The organism is Blastococcus sp. DSM 46786, assembly GCF_900109665.1.
In the GTDB taxonomy this organism is placed as follows: Bacteria; Actinomycetota; Actinomycetes; order Mycobacteriales; family Geodermatophilaceae; genus Blastococcus; species Blastococcus carthaginiensis.
The window spans coordinates 24472-49741 of sequence record NZ_FOAO01000023.1 but is presented as its reverse complement, the minus strand read 5'-3'; the positions used below and the strand labels follow the sequence as shown (position 1 = coordinate 49741).

Sequence of the window (25270 nt, the reverse complement as noted above, 5' to 3'; positions counted from 1 at the left end):
TCAGGCGGCGCGCGCCACCGGGCTGTGGGCCGCCGCGGCGCCGAGCGGCACCCAGCGCATCTCGAGCCGGCGACGGCCCGCGGGGTCGGTCACAACGGTCCACCGGCATTCCGGGCAGAAACGCTCACGCATGGTCTCAGCCACCTTCCGTTCACCTGTTGTTCACCTTCCTCTCCGGTTACGGCGCATGTCACACACATCCGGAGCTCTCGTTACCGGATCGTTATCGTCCGCCGGACACGGAAGGGACCCCGGCCCTGGGTCCGGGGAAGCGGGAGCCCGTCGGGCACGCTGGTGCACCTGATGACCACGACCGCCGCCCCTCCCCTGCTCGAGGACCCCGCCGACCTCTCCGCGCTGCGCGCGACCGGTGGCGATCCCGACGCGCTGTTCGCCGCCTTCGCCGCCTGGGCCGAGGCCCGCGGCACCGTGCTCTACCCGGCCCAGGAGGAGGCGCTGATCGAGCTGGTCAGCGGCGCCAACGTCGTCCTGGCCACGCCGACCGGTTCCGGCAAGTCGCTGGTCGCCACCGGCGCCCAGTACGCGGCCCTGGCCGCCGGCCGGCGCAGCTACTACACGGCGCCGATCAAGGCCCTGGTGAGCGAGAAGTTCTTCGCGCTCTGCGGGGTGTTCGGCGCGCAGAACGTCGGCATGCTGACCGGCGACGCCGCGGTCAACCGGGACGCCCCGATCATCGCCTGCACCGCCGAGGTGCTCGCCAACATCGCGCTGCGCGAGGGGCCGGAGGCCGACATCGGGCTCGTGGTCATGGACGAGTTCCACTTCTACGGCGACCCGGACCGCGGCTGGGCCTGGCAGGTGCCGCTGCTGGAGCTGCCGAGGGCGCAGTTCCTGCTGATGAGCGCCACGCTCGGCGACGTCACCTCCCTGCGGGAGGACCTGACCCGCCGCACCGGCCGGCCGACGGCGCTGGTCGCCAACGCCGTCCGCCCGGTGCCGCTGCACCACTACTACGCGACGACGCCGATGCACGAGACCATCCAGGAGCTGCTGGACACCAAGCAGGCGCCGGTCTACGTCGTCCACTTCACCCAGGCCTCCGCACTCGAACGCGCCCAGGCGCTGATGAGCGTGAACGTGTGCAGCAAGGAGGAGAAGGCCGCGATCGCGGACATGATCGGCGGGTTCCGCTTCTCGTCCGCCTTCGGGACGACGCTGTCGCGGCTGGTCCGCCACGGCATCGGCGTGCACCACGCCGGCATGCTGCCCAAGTACCGGCGGCTGGTGGAGCAGCTGGCGCAGGCCGGGCTGCTCAAGGTCATCTGCGGCACCGACACCCTGGGCGTGGGCATCAACGTGCCGATCCGGACCGTCGTCTTCTCCGCGCTCTCCAAGTACGACGGCACCCGCACCCGGCTGCTCCAGGTGCGCGAGTTCCACCAGATCGCCGGGCGGGCGGGCCGGGCCGGCTACGACACCGCCGGCACCGTCGTCATCCAGGCGCCGGAGCACGAGGTGGAGAACCTCAAGCAGTTCGCCAAGGTGGCCGACGACCCGAAGAAGCGCCGCAAGCTGGTGCGCAAGAAGGTGCCCGAGGGCATGGTGCCCTGGAGCGAGTCGTCGATGAACCGGCTGGTCGAGGGCGAGCCCGAGAAGCTGACCAGCCACATGCGGGTGACGACGGCGATGGTGCTCGACGTCGTCGACCGGCCGGGCGACCCGTTCGTGGCCATGCGCAGGCTGCTCACCGAGAACCACGAGCCGCGCACGAAGCAGCTGCGGCTGATCCGCGACGCCATCGGCATCGCCCGCTCGCTGCTGCAGGCCGGCGTCCTGGAGCGGCTGCCCGAGCCCGAGCCGGACGGCCGCCGCTACGACCTGACCCTCGACCTGCCGCCGGACTTCGCGCTGAACCAGCCGCTGTCCACCTTCGCGCTGGCCGCCATCGACCTGCTCGACCCGGCATCCGACACGTACGCCCTGGACGTCGTCAGCGTCATCGAGGCGACCCTCGACGACCCGCGCCAGATCCTGGCCGCCCAGCTGAACAAGGCCAAGGGCGAGGCCGTCGCCCAGATGAAGGCCGAGGGCATCGAGTACGACGAGCGGATGGAGCTGCTCGAGGAGATCAGCTACCCCAAACCGCTGGAGGAGCTCCTCGGGCACGCCTACGAGGTCTACCGGCAGAGCAACCCGTGGGCCGCGGACGCGCACCTGTCGCCGAAGTCGGTCGTGCGCGAGATGTGGGAGCGGGCGTTCACCTTCCGCGAGCTGGTCAACACCTACGGCCTCACCCGGGCCGAGGGCGCGGTGCTGCGCTACCTCTCCGACGCCTTCAAGGCGCTGCGCTCGGGCGTGCCCGCGGCGGCGCGCACGGAGGAGGTCACCGACCTGGTCGAGTGGCTCGGCGAGCTGGTGCGCCAGGTGGACTCCAGCCTGCTCGACGAGTGGGAGCAGCTCACGAACCCGGACGACGGCCCGGTGGCCGAGGTCGCCGTCCCCGCCCGGCCGCGGCCGCTGACGGGCAACGAGCGGGCCTTCACCGCGATGGTGCGCAACGCGCTGTTCCGCCGCGTCGAGCTCTGGGCCCGCCGCCGCTGGTACGACCTCGGCGAGCTCGACCAGGGCTCCGGCTGGGACGCCGACCGGTGGGGCGAGGTGGTGCAGGCCTACTTCGCCGAGCACGACGAGGTGCGCACCGGCGGCGACGCCCGCGGCCCGGCGCTGCTCATCTGGGACAAGACCGAGCCGGGGATCTGGCGGGTGCGGCAGATCGTCGACGACCCCGCGGGCGACCACGACTGGGGCTTCGACGTCGAGGTCGACCTCGAGGCCTCGGACGAGGAAGGTGCCGCGGTGATCCGCCTGGTCGACGCCGGCCGCAAGGACTGATCAGGCGTCGCTCGTGGCCGTCAGCGCAACGGCACCGCCGCCCCGGCGATCGCCTCGAGCAGGTCCAGCGCCGTGCCGAGCATCCGGCCCTCGACGTCGCAGCCCGGGTCCCAGGAGGCCAGCGCGCCGGAGACCACGGGGACGCGGGCTGCGGTGGCGGCCAGCACCGCGTGCACCTGGTCGGCGCTGAGCCCGTCGTCCGCGGCGTAGGTGTTCGCCGGGGCGACCGAGGGGTCGTGCACGTCCAGGTCGACGTGGAAGTGGACGGCGTCCACGCGGTCGCCCAGCGCGGCCACGGCGTCGGCCACGGCCCCGGCGTCGCGGGCGCGCCCGGGCGGCAGCCAGGTGAGCCCGGCGTCGCGCAGCACCGCCTGCTGGGCCTCGGTCAGGTCCCGGTCGCCGATCAGCAGCACGTCGGGCTCCGCGAGCGGGCGGAAGCCCGGGATGCCCGCCGCCAGCGCGCTCCAGCAGCGCCCCACGGCGAGCGCCAGGCCCTGGCCGTCGAGGAAGCCGGAAGTGTCGGTCTCGGAGGTGTTGAAGTCGCCGTGCGCGTCGAGCCACACGAGGCCGATCCGGCGGGAGGTGCCGGTCAGGGCCGCCAGCACGCCGAGGGTGGTGTTGCAGTTGCCGGCCAGCAAGAGGGGCACCTGCCCGGCGGCGAGGGCCTCGGCGGCCGCGGTGGCCACCAGCCGGTCCAGCTCGAAGGCGGTGCGCAGCTCGACATGCCACGACGAGGTGGGCTCGACGACCTGCTCGGTCACCTCGTGGCCGCCGCCGGCGCAGCCGTTCGGCCGCGCCGGCGGCGGCCAGGGCGGTGGGCCCGGCTCCCATGCGGCGGTCGCGCTGCCCGGAGTCGTACGGCACCCCGAGCAACCGGACCGGGGGCCGCACCGACGCCACCGAGCCAGTCTCCCGGGGGGCTCGGCACCCGTGCTGCCCGAACCCCCGTCAGCCGGGCAGCACCTTGCCCGGGTTCATCAGCCCGCGTGGGTCGAGCAGCTGCTTGACGCCGCGCATCAACTCCAGCTCGAGGTCGTCCTTGTAGTCGGCGATGACGTCGCGCTTGGACTGCCCGAGGCCGTGCTCGGCGCTGATGCTGCCCCCGAAGCTGCTCGTCGAGTCGTAGACGACGCGGGCGAGCTCGTCGGCCCGCTGCCGGAAGGCGTCGTCGTCGGAGTGCACCGGCTTGCTCAGGTTGTAGTGCAGGTTGCCGTCACCGACGTGGCCGTAGGCGACGATCCGGATGCCCGGCACGGCCGCCCGCAACGCCGCGTCGGTCCGCTCGACGAACGCCGGGATGCTGCTGACCGGCACCGTCACGTCGTGCTTGAGGCTGGGGCCCTCGAAGTTCTGGGCCTCCGAGATGCCCTCCCGCAGGGCCCTCAGCGCGGCGACCTGCGCCGAGCCGGACGCCACGACCGCGTCGTCCGCCACCCCCCGCTCGAACGCCCCGCCGAGGACGAATTCGAGCAGCCCGTCCAGGCCGGCGTCGGGCAGCGTGTCGCTCAGCTCCACGAGCACGTACCAGGGGTGGACGGCCCCGAAGAGGTCGCGCGCACCCGAGCCGTGCCGCAGCACGAACTCCACGCTCTGGCGGGACATGATCTCGAAGCCGGTCAGCCGGTCGCTGCAGAGCCCGCGCACGATGCCGAACAGGTCCACGGCCGCCTGCGCCGAGCCCACGGCCACCCACGCCGTCGCCCGGCTGCGGACGGCCGGGAACAGCTTGAGCACCGCCGCCGTCACCAGGCCGAGCGTGCCCTCGGCGCCGATGAACAGCTGCTTGAGGTCGTAGCCGGTGTTGTCCTTGCGCAGCCCGCGCAGGCCGTTCCAGACGCGGCCGTCGGGCAGCACCACCTCGAGTCCGAGCGTGAGGTCGCGCATGGTCCCGTACCGCAGCACCGCGGTGCCTCCGGCGTTCGTGGACAGGTTGCCGCCGATGGTGCAGCTGCCCTCCGACCCCAGGGAGAGCGGGAACAGGCAGCCCTCGGCAGCGGCCGCCTCCTGCACGGCCTGCAGCACGACGCCGGCCTCCACCGTGATCGTCTGGTCGACCGGGTCGACGGCGCGCACCCGCCGCATGCGGTCCAGCGAGACGACCACCTGCCGGCCGGACGCGTCGGGCACCGCGCCGCCGCACAGACCCGTGTTACCGCCCTGCGGGACGACGGCGACCCCCTCCTCGGCGCAGGCGCGCACGACCTCGGCCACCTCCTCGGTCGTCCCCGGTCGGACGACGGCCGCGGCGCTGCCCGAGTACGCGCCGCGCCAGTCGCTGAGGTAGCCGGCCAGCTGCCCCGGATCGGTGACCAGGCCGGCGTCCCCGACCAGCGCGCGGAGCCGTTCGAGGAGTGCGGAGGTGGTCATGCGGGGTCCTTCCGTCGGTCGTGGGCGGCTGGGTCCAGGTCCAGCACCCGGCGGGCCGCCTCGGCCCGCCCCAGCAGCTCGGCCGCGTCCGGCCGTCCCGGACCCGCGGCGGCGACCTCCTGCAGCCGCGGGGCCCACCGCGCCATGCGCCCGGGAAAGCTCGCCGCGAGCACGTCGACCATCGTCGCGGCCGCGGTGGAGGCCCCCGGGGACGCGCCGAGCAGGGCGGCGAGCGATCCCCCGGCCGAGGTGACGACCTCGGTGCCGAACCCCACCATCGCGCCACGTCCGCCGGACATCTTCAGCAGCTGCACCCGCTGCCCGGCGGGCACCAGCTCCCAGTCGCCGGCCTCCGCCGAGGGGACGAAGGCCCGCAGGGCGTCGAGCCGGCCGCGGGGCGTCTGGGCGAGCTGCCGCACCAGGTAGGCCATGAGCGACCGGTTGTCCCGGGCCGACGCGGCGAGCACCGGCAGGTTGCCCGGCCGGACCGAGCGGAGGAGGTCGCTGCGCCGTCCGGTGCGGAGGAACCGCGGGGAGAAGGCCGCGAAGGGACCGAACAGCAGGTGCTCGCGGCCGTCGACGGTGCGGTGGTCCAGGTGCGGGACCGAGATGCTCGGCGCCCCCGGCGCCGCGTGCCCGTAGACCTTGGCGCGGTGGGCTGCCACCAGGTCGGGGCGCGCGGTCCGCAGGAACAGCCCGCTGATCGGGAAGGCGCCGTACCGGCGCACCTCGGGGACGCGGGCGCGCTGCAGCAGCGGCAGCGTCGCACCGCCCGCCCCGACGAAGACCCAGGGGGCTCGCAGCCGGCGCGGCTCTCGCGTCGCCACCTCCCGGACGTCCACCGACCAGGCGCCGCCGGCCCGTGCCAGGCCGGTCACCTCGTGCCCCAGCGCGACGACGCCGCCGCGCGCCCGCAGCGCCGCGAGCAGCTGCCGGGTGAGGACGCCGAAATCGACGTCGGTGCCCTGTGCCGAGCGGGTGACGGCGACGGGGCCGTCGTCGGGGCGGTCCCCGAACACCAGCGGCAGCCAGTCCGCGAGCACCGCGCGGTCGTCGCTCCACTCCGTGCCGGCGAACAGCGGGTGCCCGCGCAGCGCCTCCCAGCGCGCCCGCAGGTGCGCCACGCCGTCCGGCCCGCGGCCGAGCCCGAGGTGGGGCAGAGGGCGGACGAAGTCCCGCGGCGGGCCGATCCGGCCGGCGGCGACCAGGTGCGCCCAGAACACCAGCGAGGCGGTGAACTGCTCCCCGATCTCCACGGCGCGCGTGACGTCGACCGAGCCGTCGGCCCGGCGCGGCGTGTAGTTGAACTCGCAGAGCCCGGCATGGCCCGTGCCGGCGTTGTTCCAGGCGCCGGAGCTCTCCAGCCCGGCCTCCGCCAGCCGTTCGACGACGGCGATCCGCCACCCCGGCTCCAGTTCGCCGAGCAGCGCCGCGAGGGTCGCGCTCATGACGCCCCCGCCGACGAGCACGGCGTCGAACTTCTCGCTCTCCACGGTGGCTCCCTTCATGCCAGCAGCACGGCGATGCCGACGAGGACGGGCACCGACAGCACGGTGCTGAGCAGGATCACGTCGCGGACCAGCAGCGTGCCGCGGTCGTAGGCGGCGGCGTAGACGAAGACGTTCTGCGCGGTGGGCAGCGCGGAGGTCACCGTGACCGCGAGCAGCGCCAGGCCCTCGAGCCCGGCGACCCAGCGGCCCAGGGCGTAGGCGACGGCCGGCATGACCAGGGTCTTCAGGGCGACGGCCAGCCAGACCTGACCGGCGAGCGCACCGACGGCCGGCCGGGGTGCACCGTGCAGCGTCATCCCGTAGGCCAGCAGCGCGGCGGGCACCGCCAGCGCCGCGATCAGCTCGACCGGTTGCATCACCACCGGGGGCAGGTCGAGACCGCTCACCGCGAGCAGCAGGCCGAGCGCGCACCCGATGACGACCGGCGTCTGCAGCGGGGCGAGGACCAGCTGCCACCAGGCCGGGGCCTGCTGCCGGTCGGACCGGGAGGCGGCCAGCACGGCGAGCCCCACGGGGGCCATGACCAGCACCTGGAAGAGCAGGACGGGCGCCACGTAGGAGGCATTCCCGACGACGTACACCGCCACCGGGACGCCGAGGTTGCCGGCGTTGACGTAGGAGGACGACAACGCGCCGGCGGTGAGCTGGGCGGCGGGCAGCCGCCACCGCCACCAGGCCAGGCCGGCGTACAGCAGCGCGGTCGCGACGGCGCCGCCCGCCGTGGCGACGAGCGCCAGCGAGGCGACCGTCCCCGTGTCGGCGCGGCCCAGGGTGAGGAAGAGCAGCGCCGGGGTGGCCACGAAGAACGACAGCCGGGACAGGATGCCCGGCGCGTCCCCGCCCAGGATCCCGGAACGCCCCACGGCCCAGCCCACGGCGATCACCGCGGCCAGGGCCGCGAAACCGCCCAGCACCCCGCTCACCGGTGCAGTTCCGCCTCCACCGCGCGGGCCAGGGCCGTGGCGCACCCGGAGGCGACGAGGGCGACCCGGTCAGCCACGGGGCAGCTGCAGCTGCCCGTCGACCCGCCGCGGGATGCGGTCGTAGCCGTCGGTGAGCTCCTCGGGCAGCACCTCCGCCGGGGCACCCTGCCAGGTCACCGGGCGCAGGAAGCGGCGGATGGCCGTCGTCCCCACCGAGGTGTGCTGTGAGTTCGTCGACGGCCACGGGCCGCCGTGGTGCTGGGCCCAGGAGACGGCGACGCCGGTCGGGTAGGCGTCGTAGATGATGCGGCCGGCCCGGGTGCGCAGCTGCTGGGAGACCGCCAGCGGCAGGTCGGTCTCCCCCTCGCCGCGCAGGACCGTGGCGGTGAGCGAGGAGGGCAGCGCGTCGAAGGCGGCGAACAGCTCCGCCTCGCCGTCGTAGCGGGCCACCACGCTCACCGGGCCGAAGCACTCCTCGGTGACCTCGGCCGGCAGCTCGCGCGCCGACGTGGTGAGCAGCATCGGGGTGGCCGCGAAGCCGGCACCCGACGGCTGCTCACCGCGGGCGACCTCCTCGACGCCCGGCGCGGCCGCCAGGCCGTCGGAGATGCGGCCGTAGGAGCCGGCGATGCCCTCGTTGAGCAGCACCGGCGCCGCCGCGGTCCGCACCGCATCGGCCATCGCCTCGACCACGCGGTCGCCCTCGGGGCCGGCGGGCACGAAGGCGAGCCCCGGCTTGGTGCAGAACTGGCCGCCGCCCAGGGTGAAGGAGCCGACCAGCTCGCGGCCGATCGTCTCGCCGCGCTCGCCGGCGGCCTGCGGGGTGACGACCAGCGGGTTGAGGCTGGACAGCTCCCCGAAGAACGGCACCGGGTCGGGACGCCGCTCGATGATCTCCAGCAGCGCGCGCCCGCCGTTGACCGAGCCGGTGAAGCCGACGGCGCGGATCGCGGGGTGGGCGACGAGGTCGGCGCCGGCCTGCAGGCCGTGCACGATGCCGAGGGTGCCGTCGGGGGCGCCGGCCGTGCCCGCGGCCTCCGCCAGCACCTCGAACACCAGCTGCGACGTCGCCGGGTGCGAGCCGTGCGCCTTGATGACGACGGGACAGCCCGCGGCCAGCGCCGACGCCGTGTCGCCACCGGGCACGGAGAAGGCGAGCGGGAAGTTGCTGGCACCGAAGACGGCGACCGGGCCGATCGGCACGAGCATCCGCCGGAGGTCCGGCCGCGGGCCCATCGGGCTGTCACCGGCGTGGTCGACGGCGGCCTCCAGGTAGCTGCCCTCCTCCAGCACCTCGGCGAACAGCCGCAGCTGGTAGCAAGTGCGGGTGAGCTCGCCGTTCAGCCGGGTGGTGCCGAGGGCGGTCTCCCGGTCGGCGACGGCGACGACGTCGTCCCGCCGGGCCTCCAGCGCGTCGGCCAGCTCACGCAGCAGGGCGGCGCGGCCGACCCGGCCGAGCTCGTCGAGGGCCGGCGCGGCGTCCAGCGCCGCCGCGCAGAGGCGGTCCACCTCGGCCGGGGTGGTCTCCTGCGCGACCACCTCGACGGCCTCGCCGGTGCGGGGGTCGGTGCTGACGACGTCAACGGGCATGGGTTCCTCCACGGGGTGCGGGTCAGCGGGCCGCGTCGACGACGACGCGGTCGACGGTCCAGGCGCGGGCCTGCTCGGTCAGCGTGATGCCGAGGCCCGGCCGGTCGGAGATGTGCATCCGGCCGTCGCGGGTCTCCAGCCGCTCGTTGAACAGCGGGTGCAGCCAGTCGAAGTGCTCCACCCACGGCTCGCGCGGGTAGGCGGCGGCCAGGTGGGCGTGGATCTCCATGGCGAAGTGCGGCGCGAGCTGCAGGTTCGCCTGGTCGGCGAGGGTGGCGAGCTTCAGGAACTGCGTGATGCCGCCGATCCGCGGCGCGTCGGGCTGGAGGATGTCCACCGCCCCGGCCCGGATCAGCTCGGCGTGCTCGGCCACGCTGGTGAGCATCTCCCCGGTGGCAATCGCGGTGTCCAGCGAACGGGCCAGCTCCGCGTGGCCCTCGGCATCGTAGGCGTCCAGCGGCTCCTCGATCCAGACGAGGTCGAACTCCTCGAGCCGGCGGCTCACCCGCATCGCCGTCGGCCGATCCCACTGCTGGTTGGCGTCCACCATGAAGGGCACGCCGTCGCCGAGGTGCTCGCGCACGGCACGCACCCGACGCAGGTCCTCGGCCGAGTCCGGCAGCCCGACCTTGATCTTGATCCCGCCGACGCCGCTCTCCAGCGTCCGCGTGGCGTTGTCCTTGACCTGCTCGACCGACTCGTGCAGGAAGCCGCCGGAGGTGTTGTAGCAGCGGACCGAGTCGCGGTGGGCGCCCAGCAGCTTGGCCAGCGGCAGGCCGGCGCGCTTGGCCTTGAGGTCCCACAGGGCGACGTCGATCGCGGCGATCGCCTGGGTGGAGGCGCCGCTGCGGCCCACCGAGGCGCCGGCCCACACGAGCTTGGTCCACAGCCGGCCGATGTCGCTGGGGTCCTCACCGATCAGGTCGGGGGCGACCTCGCGGGCGTGGGCGAACTGGGCCGGGCCACCGGCGCGCTTGGAGTAGCTGAAGCCCACCCCCTCGAACCCGGCCTCGGTGCGGATCTCGGCGAACAGGAACGCGACCTCGGTCATCGGACGCTGTCGGCCGGTGAAGACCTTCGCGTCGCTGATCGGGTCGGCCAGCGGCAGCGTCACCGAGGAGAGCGCGACCGACTCGATGCGGTCGAGGACCGCCGGTGCGCTGCTGGGTCGCAGGACGGGCACGGTGGTGGTCACGGGTTCCTCCGGAGCGGTCAGCGGACGAGGCAGGGGCGCTTGGGGTCGAACGCCCAGCCGGGGACGAGGTACTGCATGGCGACGGCGTCATCGCGGGCCCCGAGGCCGTGCTCGAGGTAGAGCTGGTGCGCCGCCGCGAGCGCGTCGCGGTCGAGCTCGACGCCGAGGCCCGGGGCCGCGGGCACCCGGATGGCTCCGTCGCGGATCTGCAGCGGCTGCCGGGTGAGCGCCTGGCCGTCCTGCCAGATCCAGTGCGTGTCCAGCGCGGTGATCTCCCCCGGCGCCGCGGCCCCGACGTGGGTGAACATCGCCAGCGACACGTCGAAGTGGTTGTTCGAGTGCGAGCCCCAGGTGAGCCCGAACTCGTGGCACAGCTGGGCGACCCGGACCGAGCCGCGCATGGTCCAGAAGTGCGGGTCGGCCAGCGGGATGTCGACGGCGTTCGACCGGATCGCATGGGCCATCTGCCGCCAGTCGGTGGCGATCATGTTGGTCGCCGTGGGCAGCCCGGTGGCGCGGCGGAACTCGGCCATGGTCTCCCGGCCGGAGTAGACGCCCTCGGCGCCGACCGGGTCTTCGGCGTACGCCAGCACCCCGTGCAGGTCGCGGCACAGCTCGATCGCCTCGGCGAGCAGCCAGCCGCCGTTCGGGTCCAGGGTGACCCGGGCCTCGGGGAAACGCTCGGCCAGCGCCCGCACGGCGGCGACCTCCTCGCTCCCGGCCAGCACGCCGCCCTTGAGCTTGAAGTCGGTGAACCCGTACCGGGCCTGGGCCGCCTCGGCCAGGGCGACGACTGCCTCGGGCGTCAGGGCCGGCTCCCGGCGCAGCTTCTCCCAGTCGTCGGCCGGATCGGCCTCGGCCAGGTAGGGCAGGTCGGTCGCCGTGCGGTCCCCGACGTAGAAGAGGTAGCCGAGCATCGGCACGGCGTCGCGCTGCTGCCCCTCCCCCAGCAGCTCGGCGACGGGCACCCCGAGGTGCTGGCCCAGCAGGTCCAGCAGCGCCGACTCGAGCGCGGTCACGGCGTGGATCGTCGTCCGCAGGTCGAAGGTCTGCAGCCCCCGGCCGCCGGCGTCCCGGTCGGCGAACGTGGCCGCCAACTGGCGCAGCAGCCGGCCGTGGTGGGCCACCGGCCGGCCGGTGAGGAGCCTGCCTGCGTCCTCGATCGTCCGCCGGATGGCCTCGCCGCCGGGCACCTCGCCGACACCGGTCCGGCCCTCGCTGTCGGTGACGATCGCGATGTTGCGGGTGAAGAACGGGCCGTGCGCGCCGCTGAGGTTGAGCAGCATGCTGTCGTGCCCCGCGACGGGGACCACCTCGACGGCGGCGACCGTGGGCGTGCGACCGGTCATCGGTCCTCCTCCTCCGTCCGTGGTCTCAGGAGACCTTGGAGACGAGAGTCGTCAGCTCGGCGAGCTCGGTCTCGGACAGGTCGGTGAGCGGCGGGCGGACCCGTCCGCCGTCGCGGCCGACGGCGGTCAGCCCCGCCTTGACGATCGACACCGCGTACCCCTTCGAGCGGTCGCGGATGTCGATGTAGGGGAGCACGAAGTCGTTGAGCATGCCGTACACGGCGGCCCGGTCCTGGGCGCGCACGGCGGCGTAGAACTTCAGGGCGAACTCCGGCAGGAAGTTGTACAGCGCCGAGGAGTACGTGGTCACGCCCAGCTCCAGCAGCGGCAGGGCGAAGGTCTCGGCGGTGGGCAGGCCGCCGACGTAGATGAGCCGGTCGCCGACGCGGGCGTAGGTGCGGGTCATCTGCTCGATGTCGCCGATGCCGTCCTTGAGCCCGATCAGGTTGGGGTTGCGCTCGGCCACCTCGGCGACCGTGACGTCGCTGAGCACGGCGTTGGCCCGGCTGTACACGATGACGCCCAGCTCGGTGGCCCGGCAGACGGCGCTGATGTGCTCGACGAGCCCGCGCTGGCTGGCCTCGGTCAGGTACGGGGGGAAGAGCAGCAGGCCCGAGGCGCCGGCGGCCTCCGCCGCGCGGGCCTGGGCCACCGACACGGCGGTCCCGCCGGTGGCCGGCGCGATGACCGGGACCGCACCGGCGACCTCGTCGACCGCGGCGCGCACGACCCGGTCCATCTCCTCGGATGTGAGCGAGAACCCCTCGCCGGTGCCGCCGGCGGCGAACAGCCCGGCCACGTCGAAGCTCGACTGCCAGGCGAGGTGCGCGCGGTACCGCGTCTCGTCGAACTGCAGGTCGGCGTCGAAGTGGGTCACCGGGAAGGAGAGCAGGCCGGACTTCAACCGGTCAGCGAGAGCGTCCGGGGGCAGCAGCGTCACGGTGGTTCCTCGGGTCCGACGGGTCCGCATCTCGACGCTCGGTGGCGCACACTGCGGTGGTCGACGTCACGGTAGGAACGAATGACGATGCATGTCCAAGAGCGGTTTCGCATCGCGCGATGCCTCCAGGGCATCGACTGTGACCGTCACGCGCTGACGGTGTGCCGCTCCAGGACCTCCAGGACGCGGCGCAGCGCGGGGTTCCTCGACTGCCGCGCCCACAGCAGGTGCAGCTCCACCGGCTCGGGCACCGGCGTCGCCAGGCGCACGAAGCCGACCCCCTCGATCGGCAGCCGCGCCGCCGATGCCGGCACGAAGGCGATGCCGCGGCCGGCGGCCACCAGCCAGAGCATCGTCAGCACCTGGCTGACGACGTGCACGGCGTTCTCCGAGGCCACCGGCACGACGCCGACCACGAGGTCGTAGAAGTACCGGGCCCGCGTGGGCGAGTGCATGACCACCGGCTCCGCGCCGATGTCCGCGGCCGTCACCGGGCGCCCCAGCTCCAGCAGCCGGTGACCGGTGCGGGCGGCCACGAGCATCGGCTCCCGGTGCAGCAGCCGGGACCCGAAGCTCTCCGCGTCGAAGGGCGGGCGGGCCAGCCCGAGGTCGATCTCCTCGTCCAGCAGCCCGGCCACCTGCTCGCGGGTCACCATCTCCGCGAGGTCGACGTCGACGTCGGGCAGCTCGCGCGCCAGGTCGTTGAGCAGCCCGCCGAGGATGCCGTAGGTGGAGGCGGCGGTGAACCCGATCCGCACGATGCCACTGGACCCCGACGAGACGCGGCGGGCGACCTCGGGCGCCGTGTCGGCCAGCGCCAGCAGCCGCCGCGCCTCGGTCAGGAACACCTCGCCCGCGGCCGTCAGGGTGACCCGGCGGTTGTCCCGCTCGAGCAGCTGGGCACCGACGGCCCGCTCCAGCTTCTGGATCTGCCGGCTCAGCGGCGGCTGGGTCATCTTCAGCCGAGCCGCCGCGCGACCGAAGTGCAGTTCGTCGGCGACGGCGACGAAACCGCGGAGCTGTTCCAGGGTGAACGCCATACCGGCAAGGTATCAATCAATGCAGCATCGGTTTTGGACAGGCATGAAAAGCCGCCCATACAGTCGCCGCACCAGTGACCGCCCTCACAGCGTCGGAACCCTCCGACCGGGCTCTCGACGAGGAGACACAGATGACCCAGACGAACCGGGTTCGCCGCGGGACCGCGGCAGGTCTCGGCGTGGCTGCAGCCCTCGCCCTGACCGCCTGCGGCGGCAACCTCGGCGGCGACGACACCGCCGACGCGGAGTCCTTCCCCGACGGTCCGATCACGATCCTGGTGGGCCAGGACCCCGGCGGCAGCACCGACCTGATCGGGCGCGCCGTCGCCGAGGGCATGTCCGACGAGCTCGGCGTCGCGGTCACCGTGGAGAACCGCCCCGGCGCCAACGGCGCGCTCGCCGCCCAGCAGCTCGCCGGGGAGGCCGCCGACGGCCAGACGCTGATGATCTTCAACGGCAGCCTGGGGTACATCACCCCGCTCGCCGTCCCCGAGGACGAGGCCGTCGACGTCAACGACTACGAGGTCGTCACGGGCATCTCGCTCGACGACTACGTGCTCGTCACCGCGGCGGGCTCCGGCTTCAGCACCGTCGAGGACCTCGCCGCCGCCGGCCGCCCGGTCACCTTCGGCACCACCGGGGTCGGCACCGGCAGCCAGCTGTCGCAGGAGCTGCTGTTCAACCAGGCCGGCATCGAGGCCACCGCCGTCCCGTTCGACGGCGGCTCGCCGACGCTCACCGCCGTCCTGGGCGGGCAGGTCGACGTCGGCTCCATCCAGCTCGGTGAGGCCATCGAGCGGATCGAGGGCGGCGAGCTGACCCCGATCGTGACCTTCGCCGAGGAGCGCCCGTCCTTCCTGCCGGACACCCCGACCGCGATCGAGGCCGGCTACGACGTCCCGGTGCAGCAGTCCCGGGCCCTGGTCGCCCCGGAGGGCACGCCCGACGAGATCATCGAGCAGCTGCGCGACGCAGCGCGGGCGGCGTTCGAGACCGACTCCTACCAGGAGTTCAACGAGAACAACCTGCTGACGCCGAACGAGATCGACGGCGAGGAGCTGCAGCAGCGGTGGACCGAGAACCTGGAGCAGTACCGCAGCGTGGTCGAGGAGTACGGCATCGACCTCGGCGGAGCGCAGTGAGCTCTGCCCCCGGCGGGGCGCAGCGCCCCACCGGTCCCGGCGGCCCCCCGGCCGCCGGGACCGGCCCGGCGGACCTCGTCGAACGGCTGCACGACGACCCGACCGTCGCCGACGCCGACGACCTCGCTGCGGAGCTCTCCGCCGAGGAGCGACCGGAGCCGGCCGGCCCGGTGGCGAACGTGGTCATCGCCCTCGTGGTGGTCTGCCTCGGCGTCGCGACGGTCGTCGGGTCGTTCGGCCAGAACGTCGGCAGCGCATCGGCCCCCGCCGGGGGCACCTGGCCCTTCCTCATCGGTGTCGTGCTGACCGGCCTGGGCCTGGCCCTGCTGCCGCTGGCCCGCCGGACGGCAGACGCCGAGAAGTTCACCCGGGCCAGCCTGCTCGTGGTGGCCGGCGTGGCCACGATGGTCGGCTTCGTCGCGACGATCGGCGTGATCGGCTTCGAGATCCCGGCCACCGCGCTGGTGTTCGTCTGGCTGCGCTTCCTCGGCCGCGAGAGCTGGCGGCTGTCGATCGCCCTCAGCCTGGCCGTGGTCGTGGCCTTCTACCTGATCTTCGTCGTGGCCCTCTCGGTCCCGATCCCGCACCTGTTCTAGGGAGTTCCCGGTGGACCTCGCCCCGGTGCTGGACGGCTTCACCGTCGTCCTCGAGCCCACGAACCTGCTCTACTGCCTGATCGGCGTGGTCATCGGCATGCTGGTCGGCGTCCTCCCCGGGCTCGGGCCCGCGGCGACGATCGCCATCCTCCTGCCGCTCACCATCGGCATCGACACGGTGACGGCGATCATCATGCTGGCCGGCATCTTCTACGGAGCGCAGTACGGCGGGACGATCACCTCGGTGCTCCTGCGCCTGCCCGGCGAGGCCTCGACGGTGGTGACCGTCTTCGACGGGTACGCGCTCGCCCGGCAGGGCAAGGCGGGGACCGCGCTGGGCATCGCCGCCATCGGCTCGTTCGTCGGCGGCACCATCTCGATCGTGGCGCTGTCCTTCGTCGCGCCGCTCGTGGCCGGTTTCGCCCTGGACTTCGGTCCGCCCGAGTACACCGCCCTGGCGCTGCTCGGCATCCTGCTCGTCTCCACCATCAGCAGCGGCGACCGGATCAAGGCGCTGGTCGCCGCCGCCGCCGGCCTCCTGCTCGCGACCGTCGGCCGGGACAGCTTCACCGGCGCGGAGCGCTTCACGTTCGACAACCTGAACCTCGCCGACGGGCTGGACTTCGTGCCGATCGCGATGGGCCTGTTCGGCCTCGGCGAGATCCTCCACGCCCTGGAGGAACGGCACCACGCGGTGCGGGCGCCCGCCACCGTGTCCAACGTGTGGCCCTCCCGGAAGGACCTGCGCCAGTCCTCCGGCGCGATCGGCCGCGGTTCGGTGCTCGGGTTCTTCCTGGGCATCCTCCCCGGTGGTGGGGCGACGCTCTCCTCCCTGGCCGCCTACTCGATGGAGAAGCGCCGCTCCAAGACCCCCGAGCGCTTCGGCAAGGGCGCGGTGGAGGGCGTCGCCGCCCCGGAGTCGGCCAACAACGCCGCGGCGACGTCGTCGTTCATCCCGCTGCTCACCCTGGGCATCCCGGCGAACGCGACGATGGCGGTCATCTTCGGCGCGCTGCTGATCCAGGGCGTGACGCCCGGGCCGCGACTGGTCGAGGACGACCCCGAGCTGTTCTGGGGCGTCGTCAACTCGATGTACATCGGCAACATCCTGCTGCTGATCATGAGCATCCCGCTGGTGGGCCTGTTCGTCCGCATCCTGCGGGTCCGCGCGACGGTGCTCGCGCCGATCACGGTGATGATCACGCTCATCGGCGTCTACACGGTGCGCAACAGCGTCTTCGACATCGGCCTGGTCATCGTGTTCGGCGCCCTGGGCTACCTGATGAAGAAGCTGGGCTTCGACCCGGGGCCGCTGGTGCTGGCCTTCGTCCTCGGGTCGCTGCTGGAGAGCAACCTGCGCCGGTCGCTGCTGATCTTCGAGGGCGACCCCACCGGTTTCCTCACCCGGCCGATCTCGGGGACACTGCTCGCGGTATTCCTCCTCGTCGTCCTAGGTCCCCTGCTCTCCCGGCTGCTCGCCCGTCGACGGGCGACCTCCGACCGTCCCGCCAAGGAGCCCGTATGACCGTCCTCGTCGGTTTCGTCCCCACCCCGGAGGCCCGCGCGGCCCTCGACGCCGGCATCGCCGAGGCTGCCCGCCGCGGCGAGGGGGTCCTGGTGCTCAACTCCTCGCGCGGGGGCGCCCCGGTCAGCGTCGAGGTCGCCGACGAGGACACCCTCCGCGACATCACCGCCCGGGCCGAGCGGGCGGGTGTCGCGGTCGAGGTCCGGCAGGTCACGCGCGAGGGCGAGGTGGCCGACGAGGTGCTGCGCGTGGCGCGGGAGGTCGACGCCTCGGTGATCGTGATCGGGCTGCGCAAGCGTTCCCCGGTCGGCAAGCTGCTCATGGGCAGCAGCGCCCAGCGGATCCTGCTCGACGCCGACCGCCCGGTCCTCGCCGTCAAGCCCTGAGCCGGGCTCCGGTGTGATCGGATCGACGGCCCGCGCGCGAGCGGGGGCCGTCCCCGGCGTGCCAATCTCGTCGGGATGGACGCATGACGGGCGTGGAGATGGTGGCGGTGGCCGCCGCCGGGTTCGCCGCCGGCGGGATCAACGCCGTCGTCGGCTCGGGCACGCTGGTCTCCTTCCCGGTGCTGCTCGCCGTCGGCCTCCCACCGGTGCCGGCGACGATCAGCAACTCGCTGGGGCTGGTCGGCGGGAACCTGACCGGCGCGATCGGCTACCGGCGCGAGCTGCGCGGGCAGGGGCGGCTGCTGCTCGGCTTGATCCCGGCGTCCGTCCTCGGGGGCCTGACCGGCGCCTTCCTGCTGCTGCACCTGCCCGCGGCGGCCTTCGAGGCGGTGGTGCCGGTGCTGATCGCCGTGGCCGTCGTCCTGGTCGCGGTGCACCCGCTGGTCAAGCGCCGGATCGCCCGGCGGCACCCTGAAGGCGCTCCCGAGCTGCGCATCGGACCGGGACGGCGGGCCGCCCTGTTCGGCACCGCGTACCTGACCGGCACCTACGGCGGCTACTTCGCGGCCAGCCAGGGCGTCATCCAGATCGGGCTCTTCGGGCTCCTGTTGCGCGAGCCGCTGCAACGGCTGAACGCGCTCAAGAACGTGCTGACCCTGACGGTGAACGGCGTGGCGGCGGGCGCCTACGTCGTCGTCGCGACCGACCGGGTGGCGTGGTCGGCGGCGGGGCTGCTGGCCGCGGGGTCGCTCGTCGGCGGGTACGTCAGCTCCCGCTACGGCCGGCGGCTGCCCGAGCCGCTGCTGCGGACGGCGATCGTCGTCCTCGGCGTGGTCGCGATCGCGGTGCTCCTCAGCCGGTGAGCGTGCCCGAGTTCCTCTTCCTCGTCGCCGCCGGCGTGGGCGCCGGGCTCACCGGCAGCATCGCCGGGCTGGCCTCGCTGGTGAGCTACCCCGCGCTGCTGGCCACCGGGCTGCCGCCGGTCACCGCCAACGTCACCAACACCGTGGCTTTGGTGCTCAACGCGGTCGGGTCGGTGAGCGCGTCGCGCCCGGAGCTGCGCGGCCAGGGGCGCCGCACGGTGCGCCTGGCCGCGGGCGCGGTCCTGGGCGGCGCCGCCGGTGCCGCGCTGCTGCTGTCCACCCCGTCCGAGGCGTTCGAGCGGATCGTCCCCGGGCTCGTCGCCGGGGCCTCCCTCGTCCTCCTGCTGCAGCGCCCACCGCGGGCCCTCGCCGCCGAGGGGATGGCGGCGAGAGGTGCCGCCCCGGACCCGCGGTGGCTCCCGCTGGGCACCTTCGCCGTCGCCGTGTACGGCGGGTACTTCGGCGCGGCCGCCGGCGTGATGATGCTCGCGCTGTTCCTGCTGACGACCGGCGAGGGGCTGGCCCGGAGCAACGCGCTGCGGAACGTCGTGCTCGGCCTGGCCAACACGGTGGCCGCCGTCGCGTTCGTGCTGCTCGCGCCCGTCGTCTGGTCCGCCGCGCTGCCGCTCGCCCTCGGGCTCTTCGCCGGCGGCCGGCTGGGGCCGCGCGTGGTGCGCCGCGCCCCGCAGACGCTGCTGCGCCGGCTCATCGCCGTCGCCGGGCTGGGGCTCGCCGTCCACCTGGGCGTCCAGGCCTACTCCTGAGCCGCCCCGCCGTGCGCCGGTCCCGACCCCGACCGGCGCACGGCCGCTCAGCGGGCGACGTAGGCGGACAGGAAGAGCACGAAGGCGCTGGTCAGCAGCAGCAGCCGGGCGGGGGTCAGCCCGTTCACCAGCCCCGCCGTCGCCTCCACCCACTGCGGGCGCACGCCGGCCTCCCGGGACCGCTGGCGCACGATGCGCACCTCGTCGGCGAGCAGCACGCCGGCGGCGCCGAGCAACCCGAGGCCGAGGACGGCGAACGTCAGCGACAACCGGTCGGCGAAGGTCTCCGCCGACCCCGCCAGCAGCAGGACGGCGACGAGCCCGAGGAACAGGCCGAGGAGTCCACCGGCCACCGGCGCCCAGGGGCCCATCACCGTCATGGGGCCGCGCCGCGGCTTGCGGGGGGCCGGGCGCACACCCACCGGGGCGGTGGCGTGCCCGGCGGGTGGCGCGTTCCCCCCCGCCACCGGGGTCGGCTCGGGCAGGGGCGGCGCCGGCGCGGCCCCCGGCGCCCCGGAGGACGTGGCACCACCGGACGTGCCGCTCGGCGTGGCACCGCCGGACGCGGGTCCGGCGTCGTCGGGCCCGGGCGCGGGCAGGGACATGGTCTGGTCGCGTTCGCTCATCGCACTCACCTCACCGGCCACGCTAGGCACAGCCGCCCCCCGCACGGCGCAGGACACCCCGCGCGGCCGACGTGGGTCATCCCTCACGCCCCCGGGATGCCGGATCGCAGGGCAGCGGGTAACCGGCCGCGCGCAGCCGGCCACCGCCGCGCCTACAGCAACCGCCGACTCCCCGGGCGCACCACCCGCAGCCAGCGGTGGCCGTAGCCGTCCAGCGCCAGCTCCACCGAGCCGTCGTCGGGAACCGTCGCGGCGCCCTCCTCGAGCAGGTCGTGCAGCCCGGCCCCGGCGCAGTCGGGCAGCTGCAGGGGCACCGTGCAGGGTTCGGCCCCGAGGTTGTGGAGGGCGACCAGCGCGCCGTCGTCCCAGGTGCAGCGGTGCGCCAGCACGGCCGCGTGCGGCTGCTCGAGCACCTCGAAGCTGCCCCAGCCGAGCTCCGGCGACTCGCGGTACCGGCGGACCAGCAGCTTGACGTAGGACAGCAGCGAGTCCGGGTCGCGCCGCTGGTCGGCGACGTTGACGAACTCCGGCGAGAAGCCGCCGCTGACCACCGGCCCTGGCAGCCGGTCGGGGTCCGCGGTGGAGAAGCCGCCGTTGACCGAGTCGTCCCACTGCATCGGCGTCCGCACCGCCAGCCGCCCGTCGGCCGAGAGCTCCTCCCCCATGCCGATCTCCTCCCCGTAGAACAGCACCGGGGTGCCGGGGAGGGAGAACATGAGGCTGTAGACGAGCCGGACGCGCCTGGGGTCACCGGCCAGCATCGGCGGCAGGCGCCGGCGCAGCCCCCGGCCGTAGACCTGCATCCGCTCCTCCGGCCCGAAGGCGGCGAAGACCTCCTGGCGCTCGTCCTCGGAGAGCTTGTCGAGGGTCAGCTCGTCGTGGTTGCGCACGAACGTCGCCCACTGCGAGTCGGGGTTGACCTGCGGCCGGGCCTGCAGCGCGGTGGTCAGGGCGCCGGCGTCGCAGCGCGCCAGCGACAGGTACATCGCCTGCATGCCGACGAAGTCGAACTGCATGGTCAGCTCGTCGCCGTCCGGGCCGCCGAAGAACTGCACCTGCTGCTCGTAGGGCAGGTTCACCTCGCCCAGCAGGACCGCCGGCCCCGTGCGCCGGGTGAGGAACTGGCGCAGCGAGCGCATGTACTGGTGTGGCTCGGGCAGCCGCTCGTCGTCGCCGCGCCGGGTCTCGAGGAAGAAGGGCACCGCGTCCACCCGGAAGCCCGACAGCCCCAGCTGGAGCCAGAAGCCCATGATCTTGGCGACCTCGTCGCGGACCGCGGGATTGGTGACGTCGAGGTCGGGCTGCTCCTTGTAGAAGCGGTGCAGGTACCACTCCCCCGTCTCCTCGGTGCGCGTCCAGATGCTGTCCTCCTGGTCGGGGAAGACGACCTGGTCGCTGGTGTCCGGCGGCTCGTCCGCGCGCCAGACGTAGAAGTCGCGGTACGGGGCGTCCGTGGCGGTGCGCGCCGACTCGAACCACGGGTGGTGGACCGACGTGTGGTTCACCACGAGGTCGGCGATCACCCGGATGCCCCGGTCGTTCGCCGTCCGGATCACCTCCACCAGGTCACCGAGGCTGCCCAGCCGCGGGTCCACGGCGTAGAAGTCGGTGATGTCGTAGCCGTCGTCGCGCTCGCAGGTCGGGTAGAAGGGCATCAGCCACAGGCAGGTGACGCCGAGATCGGCCAGGTGGTCGACGCGCTGCGCCAGGCCCGCGAAGTCGCCGACGCCGTCGCCGTTCCAGTCCAGGTAGGTCTCGACGTCGAGGCAGTAGACGACGGCGGTCTTCCACCAGAGGTCGCTGGTGTCGCTGATCCTCACGGCGCCGGCACCGGCTCGACGTGCGGACGGCGGTTCTCCGCCGGCCCCGGTGGGTCGATGGCGGCGACCGGGCCGGGTCGCTCCACGTCGAACTGGGTCAGCACCCGCTCGCCGAACGCGTCCAGGAACGGCCGCTGCTCCTTGCCCACGTGGTGCAGGTAGACCTGGTCGAAGCCCAGCTCCAGGTACTCGGCGATCCAGGCTGCGTGCTGCCCGAGGTCGGCGGAGATCCGGACGGGGCCGTGCATGTCCTCGGGTGCCACGTGCGCGCTGGCCTGCTCGAACGCCTCCGGGCTGTCGAGGTCCCAGCACAGCGGCGGCGGGAAGACGTTGCTGCGCCACTGGTCGTGGGCGATCGCCAGTGCCCGGTCGGGGGCGGGATCCCAGGCCACGTGCACCTGGACGGCGAGCGGCCCCTGCCCGCCGGCGTCCCGGTAGGCGGCGATCATCTCGCGCAGCTTGTCGTGCGGCTGGTTGATCGTGACCAGCCCGTCGGCCCAGTCGGCGCCGTTGCGGGCGGTGGCCACGCTGACGGCGGGGCAGACCAGGGCCGGCTGGGGGTCGGGCAGCGTGTAGATGGCCGCCCGGTCGACGGTGACCAGCCCGTCGTGGCTGACCAGCTCCCCGGCCAGCAGCCGGCGGATCACGTCGACGCACTCCCGCAGCCGCGCGTCCCGGACCTCCTTGCGCGGCCAGGTGCCGCCGGTGACGTGCTCGTTCATGGCCTCGCCGCTGCCGAGCGCCACCCAGAACCGCCCGGGGAACATCGCGCCGAGGGTGGCGATGGCCTGGGCGATGACCACCGGGTGGTACCGCTGGCCGGGCGCGTTCACCGCGCCGAACGGCAGCGACGTCGTCGCCATCGCCGCGCCCAGCCACGACCAGGCGAACCCCGACTCCCCCTGCCGCGGGTTCCAGGGAGTGAGGTGGTCGGAGCACATGGCGGCGGTGAAGCCGGCCTCCTCGGCGTGCCGGACGGCGTCCAGCAGCGCGGCGGGGTGGACCTGTTCGTGGGAGTTGTGGAACCCGATCACCGGCATGGCCGATGCCTACCGCAGGACCGGCGGGTCGGCCATGCGGAAGGGACGGGTCAGGCCCCGTCGGCCACGGCGGCGTGGTCGGTCGGCGCGAGCAGGAGCAGCTCGGCGTCCTCGGCGGACAGCGGCGCGGCGAAGAGGTACCCCTGGGCCAGGTCGCACCGGGCCGCGCGCAGCTGCTCGCGCTGGAGGTCGAGCTCGACGCCCTCGGCGACGATCTCCAGGTCCAGCGTGCGGCCGAGGTCGATCAGGCCCCGGACGATCGGGGGCAGCGACGCGCCGTCGATCGTGGCGATGAACGAGCGGTCGATCTTCAGGACGTCGACGGTGAACTGGCGCAGGTAGCTGAGCGAGGAGTACCCGGTGCCGAAGTCGTCGAGCGCCAGACGCACGCCCAGGGCGCGCAGCGCGGCGAGCTGCCGGGCGGCGACCTCGGGATCGCGCACCAGCGCCGTCTCCGTCACCTCGAGCACGAGCGCCCCGGCCGGGAGCCCGCTGGCGGCGAGCGCCGCGGTGATCTGCTCCACCAGGTCGGGCGAGGCCAGCTGCACCGCCGAGACGTTCACCGCCATCGTCAGGTCCCGGGCGCCGGGGTGCCGGCGGCGCCAGCCGGCGGCGGCCGCGCACGCCTCCCCGAGCACCCACGCGCCGATCTCCTCGATCAGCCCCAGGTCCTCGGCGACCGGCACGAAGCGGTCGGGCGGGATGCTCCCGAGCACCGGGGAGTGCCAGCGCAGCAGCGCCTCGAAGCCCACGACCCGGCCGTCGGCCAGGTCGACGACCGGCTGGTGCACCAGCGACAGCTTCCCGTTCGCCAGGGCTCCCTGCACCTGCGCCTCCAGCGTCCGCTGCTCGACCACCGCGGCGCGCATCGCCGGGTCGAACACGACCACGCGGGCACGGCCGCCCGTCTTCGCCGCGTACATGGCGATGTCGGCGTCCCGCACGAGCGCGTCGCTGGTCGCCCCCGCGTCGGCCAGGGCGATCCCGATGCTGCCGGAGACCGACACGGGCTGCCGCTCGACGAGCACCGGCTGCGCGAGCGCGGCGAGCACCCGCTGCCCGGCCGCGAGCGCCTCCTCCAGGCCGGCGGTCTCCTCCAGCAGGAGGGCGAACTCGTCGCCCCCGAGGCGGGCGAGCGTGTCGCCCTCCCGCACCGTCGCGGCCAGCCGGTCGGCCACCCGGCGCAGCAGCACGTCGCCCGCCTGGTGGCCCAGGCTGTCGTTGACCGCCTTGAACCCGTCCAGGTCCAGGTAGAGCACCGCCGCGGTACCGCCGTGCCGTGCGTCGTGCCGCAGTGCCTGCTCGACCCGCTCGGTGAACAGGGTCCGGTTCGCCAGCCCGGTGAGCGCGTCGTGGAAGGCCTGGTGGGCCATCGTCTGCTCGGCGCGCTTGCGCTCGGTGATGTCGGTGGCGTGGACCACGACCCCACCGACGTCGGGATCGGCGGAGAGGTCGACCAGCCGCACGCCGAGCCAGCGCTCATCTCCCCCGCACCGGCGGGCCAGCTCGGCGCTGACGACCGCGCCCTCGGCGGCCACGGCCCGGGCGAACACCGCCCGCGCGGCGGCGAGGTCGATCCCGGCGTCGCGGGCGAGGTCGGCGACGGCGGATCCCGGGGGCAGCGCGACGTCGAGCAGGCCGGCCAGCTGCACCGGGGTGGTCAGCAACCGGCCGGTCCGCTCGACGACGACCACGGCGTCGGACGAGTGGGCGGCCAGCGCGGCGTTGCGCCGGGCCTGCGCCCGGACGAGCGCGCGCGCCTCGGTCTCGGCCCGGAGCAGCCGCGCCGTGCGGACGAAGACCAGCACGACCAGCACCAGGGAGGCACCGAACACGGACTTCGGCGTGTGCTCGGTACCGCGCAGGTCGTGCACCAGCTCGATGCCGGCGGGGACGAGCAGCGCCGCCAGGCAGACCGCCAGCCGGCCGAGCCCCGCGCGCTCGGGCTCCGAGGCCGCGGCCCCGGGGCGGCGGACGGTGCGGCTCCGGGCCGCCACGGCGAGCAGCACCGCACCCACCATCCACCCCGAGTTGAGCAGGGCCGGTGGCGCCTCGTGGTCGGCGGTGAGCAGGTAGCCGACGTCGGCGGCCAGCCAGCAGCCGGCCCCGGCGGCGACCGCGAGCGCGCCACGGTTCCGGCCGTTGCCCGCGACGAGCCGGAACACCAGCCCGATCAGCGCCGCGTCCAGCGCGGGGTAGAGCCCCCACACCAGCCGCGCGAGCATCGGCTGGGAGGTGTCGGTGAGCGTCTCGGCCAGCGTCAGGTCCCACATGACGAGGAGGACGGCGACGAACACCACCACCGCGTCCACCCAGCCGTCGAAGCGGTCGCGGGCGCTCTGCCCGGCGACGCCGGCCATGCTGGTGAGCGCCGCCGCGAGCGCCACGTAGGAGCCCAGGTAGGCGACGTCGGCCACCGAGACGTCGACGGGCATCCCGTTGCGCTGCAGGACCTCCCACAGGAGGTCGCCCACCACCGACAGCGTGATGCCCAGGGCGATGAGCACCCGGGCCGCACGGCCGGGCCCCCGGCCGGTCCCGGCCCATGCGACGGCGGCGGCCAGGAGGACGACCGCCAGGTACAGGACCAGGGCCCACTGCGTGCCCTCGAGCCCGAGGTGCACGCGGACGAGCGCGCCCACGGCGACCAGCCCGCCACCCCAGCGGACGAGTGGGCCGGAGACCCGCCGGGCCACGTCGCCCATCGCCACCGCCTCCCGATGTCCTGGACGTCCTCGGC

At 74.1% G+C, this 25270-nt stretch carries 20 protein-coding genes; 7 read left to right on the top strand and 13 right to left on the bottom strand.

Features of this window, described 5'->3' with window-relative positions; all coding sequences use genetic code 11:
- Positions 1 to 303 precede the first annotated feature (303 nt).
- Positions 304 to 2853: a DEAD/DEAH box helicase gene (locus BMW62_RS18725; protein ID WP_091934272.1), complete on the top strand. Its 2550-nt coding sequence runs from the start codon at positions 304 to 306 to the stop codon at positions 2851 to 2853.
- A 20-nt stretch (positions 2854 to 2873) separates the two neighbouring features.
- Here BMW62_RS18725 and BMW62_RS18720 read toward each other — a convergent pair whose 3' ends face one another.
- The 9 genes from BMW62_RS18720 to BMW62_RS18680 all read right to left on the bottom strand — a co-directional run bounded on the left by BMW62_RS18720 (position 2874) and on the right by BMW62_RS18680 (position 13768).
- Positions 2874 to 3614, bottom strand: coding sequence for an arginase family protein (locus tag BMW62_RS18720; protein ID WP_170852463.1), 741 nt, complete (start codon positions 3612 to 3614; stop codon positions 2874 to 2876).
- Positions 3615 to 3801: 187 nt separating this feature from the next.
- The gene (locus BMW62_RS18715; protein WP_091934170.1) at positions 3802 to 5220 is read right to left on the bottom strand and encodes an FAD-binding oxidoreductase; all 1419 of its coding nucleotides are present in this window, start codon (positions 5218 to 5220) and stop codon (positions 3802 to 3804) included.
- Positions 5217 to 6728 carry a malate dehydrogenase (quinone) gene (gene mqo, locus BMW62_RS18710; RefSeq protein ID WP_091934167.1) on the bottom strand — a complete coding sequence of 504 codons (1512 nt, stop codon included), beginning with the start codon at positions 6726 to 6728 and terminating at the stop codon, positions 5217 to 5219. The genes BMW62_RS18715 and mqo overlap by 4 nt, the downstream gene beginning before the upstream one ends.
- Positions 6725 to 7654, bottom strand: a complete 930-nt coding sequence (locus tag BMW62_RS18705) for an AEC family transporter (RefSeq protein ID WP_091934164.1) — start codon at positions 7652 to 7654, stop codon at positions 6725 to 6727. The genes mqo and BMW62_RS18705 overlap by 4 nt, the downstream gene beginning before the upstream one ends.
- A gap of 69 nt (positions 7655 to 7723) precedes the next feature.
- Entirely contained in the window at positions 7724 to 9244 is a 1521-nt protein-coding gene (locus tag BMW62_RS18700) for an aldehyde dehydrogenase (NADP(+)) (protein ID WP_091934161.1), read from the bottom strand.
- Positions 9245 to 9266: 22 nt separating this feature from the next.
- The gene (locus BMW62_RS18695; protein ID WP_091934158.1) at positions 9267 to 10439 is read right to left on the bottom strand and encodes an L-talarate/galactarate dehydratase; all 1173 of its coding nucleotides are present in this window, start codon (positions 10437 to 10439) and stop codon (positions 9267 to 9269) included.
- A 17-nt stretch (positions 10440 to 10456) separates the two neighbouring features.
- Entirely contained in the window at positions 10457 to 11788 is a 1332-nt protein-coding gene (locus tag BMW62_RS18690; RefSeq protein WP_091934155.1) for an enolase C-terminal domain-like protein, read from the bottom strand.
- Between the two features lie 25 nt (positions 11789 to 11813).
- Positions 11814 to 12728, bottom strand: coding sequence for a 5-dehydro-4-deoxyglucarate dehydratase (gene kdgD / locus BMW62_RS18685; RefSeq protein ID WP_091934153.1), 915 nt, complete (start codon positions 12726 to 12728; stop codon positions 11814 to 11816).
- Positions 12729 to 12874: 146 nt separating this feature from the next.
- Entirely contained in the window at positions 12875 to 13768 is an 894-nt protein-coding gene (locus BMW62_RS18680; protein ID WP_091934150.1) for a LysR substrate-binding domain-containing protein, read from the bottom strand.
- A gap of 131 nt (positions 13769 to 13899) precedes the next feature.
- Here BMW62_RS18680 and BMW62_RS18675 point away from each other — a divergent pair, with 131 nt between their 5' ends.
- The 6 genes from BMW62_RS18675 (at position 13900) to BMW62_RS18650 (ending at position 19044) form a co-directional block, all read left to right on the top strand.
- The gene (locus tag BMW62_RS18675; RefSeq protein WP_091934147.1) at positions 13900 to 14910 is read left to right on the top strand and encodes a Bug family tripartite tricarboxylate transporter substrate binding protein; all 1011 of its coding nucleotides are present in this window, start codon (positions 13900 to 13902) and stop codon (positions 14908 to 14910) included.
- Positions 14907 to 15506 carry a tripartite tricarboxylate transporter TctB family protein gene (locus BMW62_RS18670; protein WP_091934145.1) on the top strand — a complete coding sequence of 200 codons (600 nt, stop codon included), beginning with the start codon at positions 14907 to 14909 and terminating at the stop codon, positions 15504 to 15506. The genes BMW62_RS18675 and BMW62_RS18670 overlap by 4 nt, the downstream gene beginning before the upstream one ends.
- 10 nt (positions 15507 to 15516) lie before the next feature.
- Positions 15517 to 17031, top strand: a complete 1515-nt coding sequence (locus BMW62_RS18665; protein WP_091934142.1) for a tripartite tricarboxylate transporter permease — start codon at positions 15517 to 15519, stop codon at positions 17029 to 17031.
- A complete protein-coding gene (locus BMW62_RS18660) occupies positions 17028 to 17417 on the top strand; it encodes a universal stress protein (RefSeq protein WP_091934139.1) in 390 nt (129 codons plus the stop codon). The genes BMW62_RS18665 and BMW62_RS18660 overlap by 4 nt, the downstream gene beginning before the upstream one ends.
- Positions 17418 to 17500: 83 nt before the next feature.
- Positions 17501 to 18280, top strand: coding sequence for a sulfite exporter TauE/SafE family protein (locus BMW62_RS18655; protein WP_091934136.1), 780 nt, complete (start codon positions 17501 to 17503; stop codon positions 18278 to 18280).
- Complete coding sequence (locus tag BMW62_RS18650; RefSeq protein ID WP_091934133.1) at positions 18277 to 19044, top strand: sulfite exporter TauE/SafE family protein; 768 nt, start codon at positions 18277 to 18279, stop codon at positions 19042 to 19044. The genes BMW62_RS18655 and BMW62_RS18650 overlap by 4 nt, the downstream gene beginning before the upstream one ends.
- A 47-nt stretch (positions 19045 to 19091) precedes the next feature.
- On the opposite strand, the gene BMW62_RS23535 is transcribed toward BMW62_RS18650, so the two are convergent.
- The 4 genes from BMW62_RS23535 to BMW62_RS18630 form a co-directional block, all read right to left on the bottom strand.
- Positions 19092 to 19670: a hypothetical protein gene (locus tag BMW62_RS23535; RefSeq protein WP_280138675.1), complete on the bottom strand. Its 579-nt coding sequence runs from the start codon at positions 19668 to 19670 to the stop codon at positions 19092 to 19094.
- 152 nt (positions 19671 to 19822) lie between these two features.
- Positions 19823 to 21490, bottom strand: coding sequence for an alpha-amylase family protein (locus BMW62_RS18640; RefSeq protein WP_091934130.1), 1668 nt, complete (start codon positions 21488 to 21490; stop codon positions 19823 to 19825).
- Positions 21487 to 22530, bottom strand: a complete 1044-nt coding sequence (locus BMW62_RS18635) for a TIGR03885 family FMN-dependent LLM class oxidoreductase (protein ID WP_091934128.1) — start codon at positions 22528 to 22530, stop codon at positions 21487 to 21489. Before BMW62_RS18635 ends, BMW62_RS18640 begins: the two co-directional genes overlap by 4 nt.
- A gap of 50 nt (positions 22531 to 22580) precedes the next feature.
- A complete protein-coding gene (locus BMW62_RS18630) occupies positions 22581 to 25235 on the bottom strand; it encodes a putative bifunctional diguanylate cyclase/phosphodiesterase (RefSeq protein ID WP_139206306.1) in 2655 nt (884 codons plus the stop codon).
- Between the last annotated feature and the right edge of the window lie 35 nt (positions 25236 to 25270).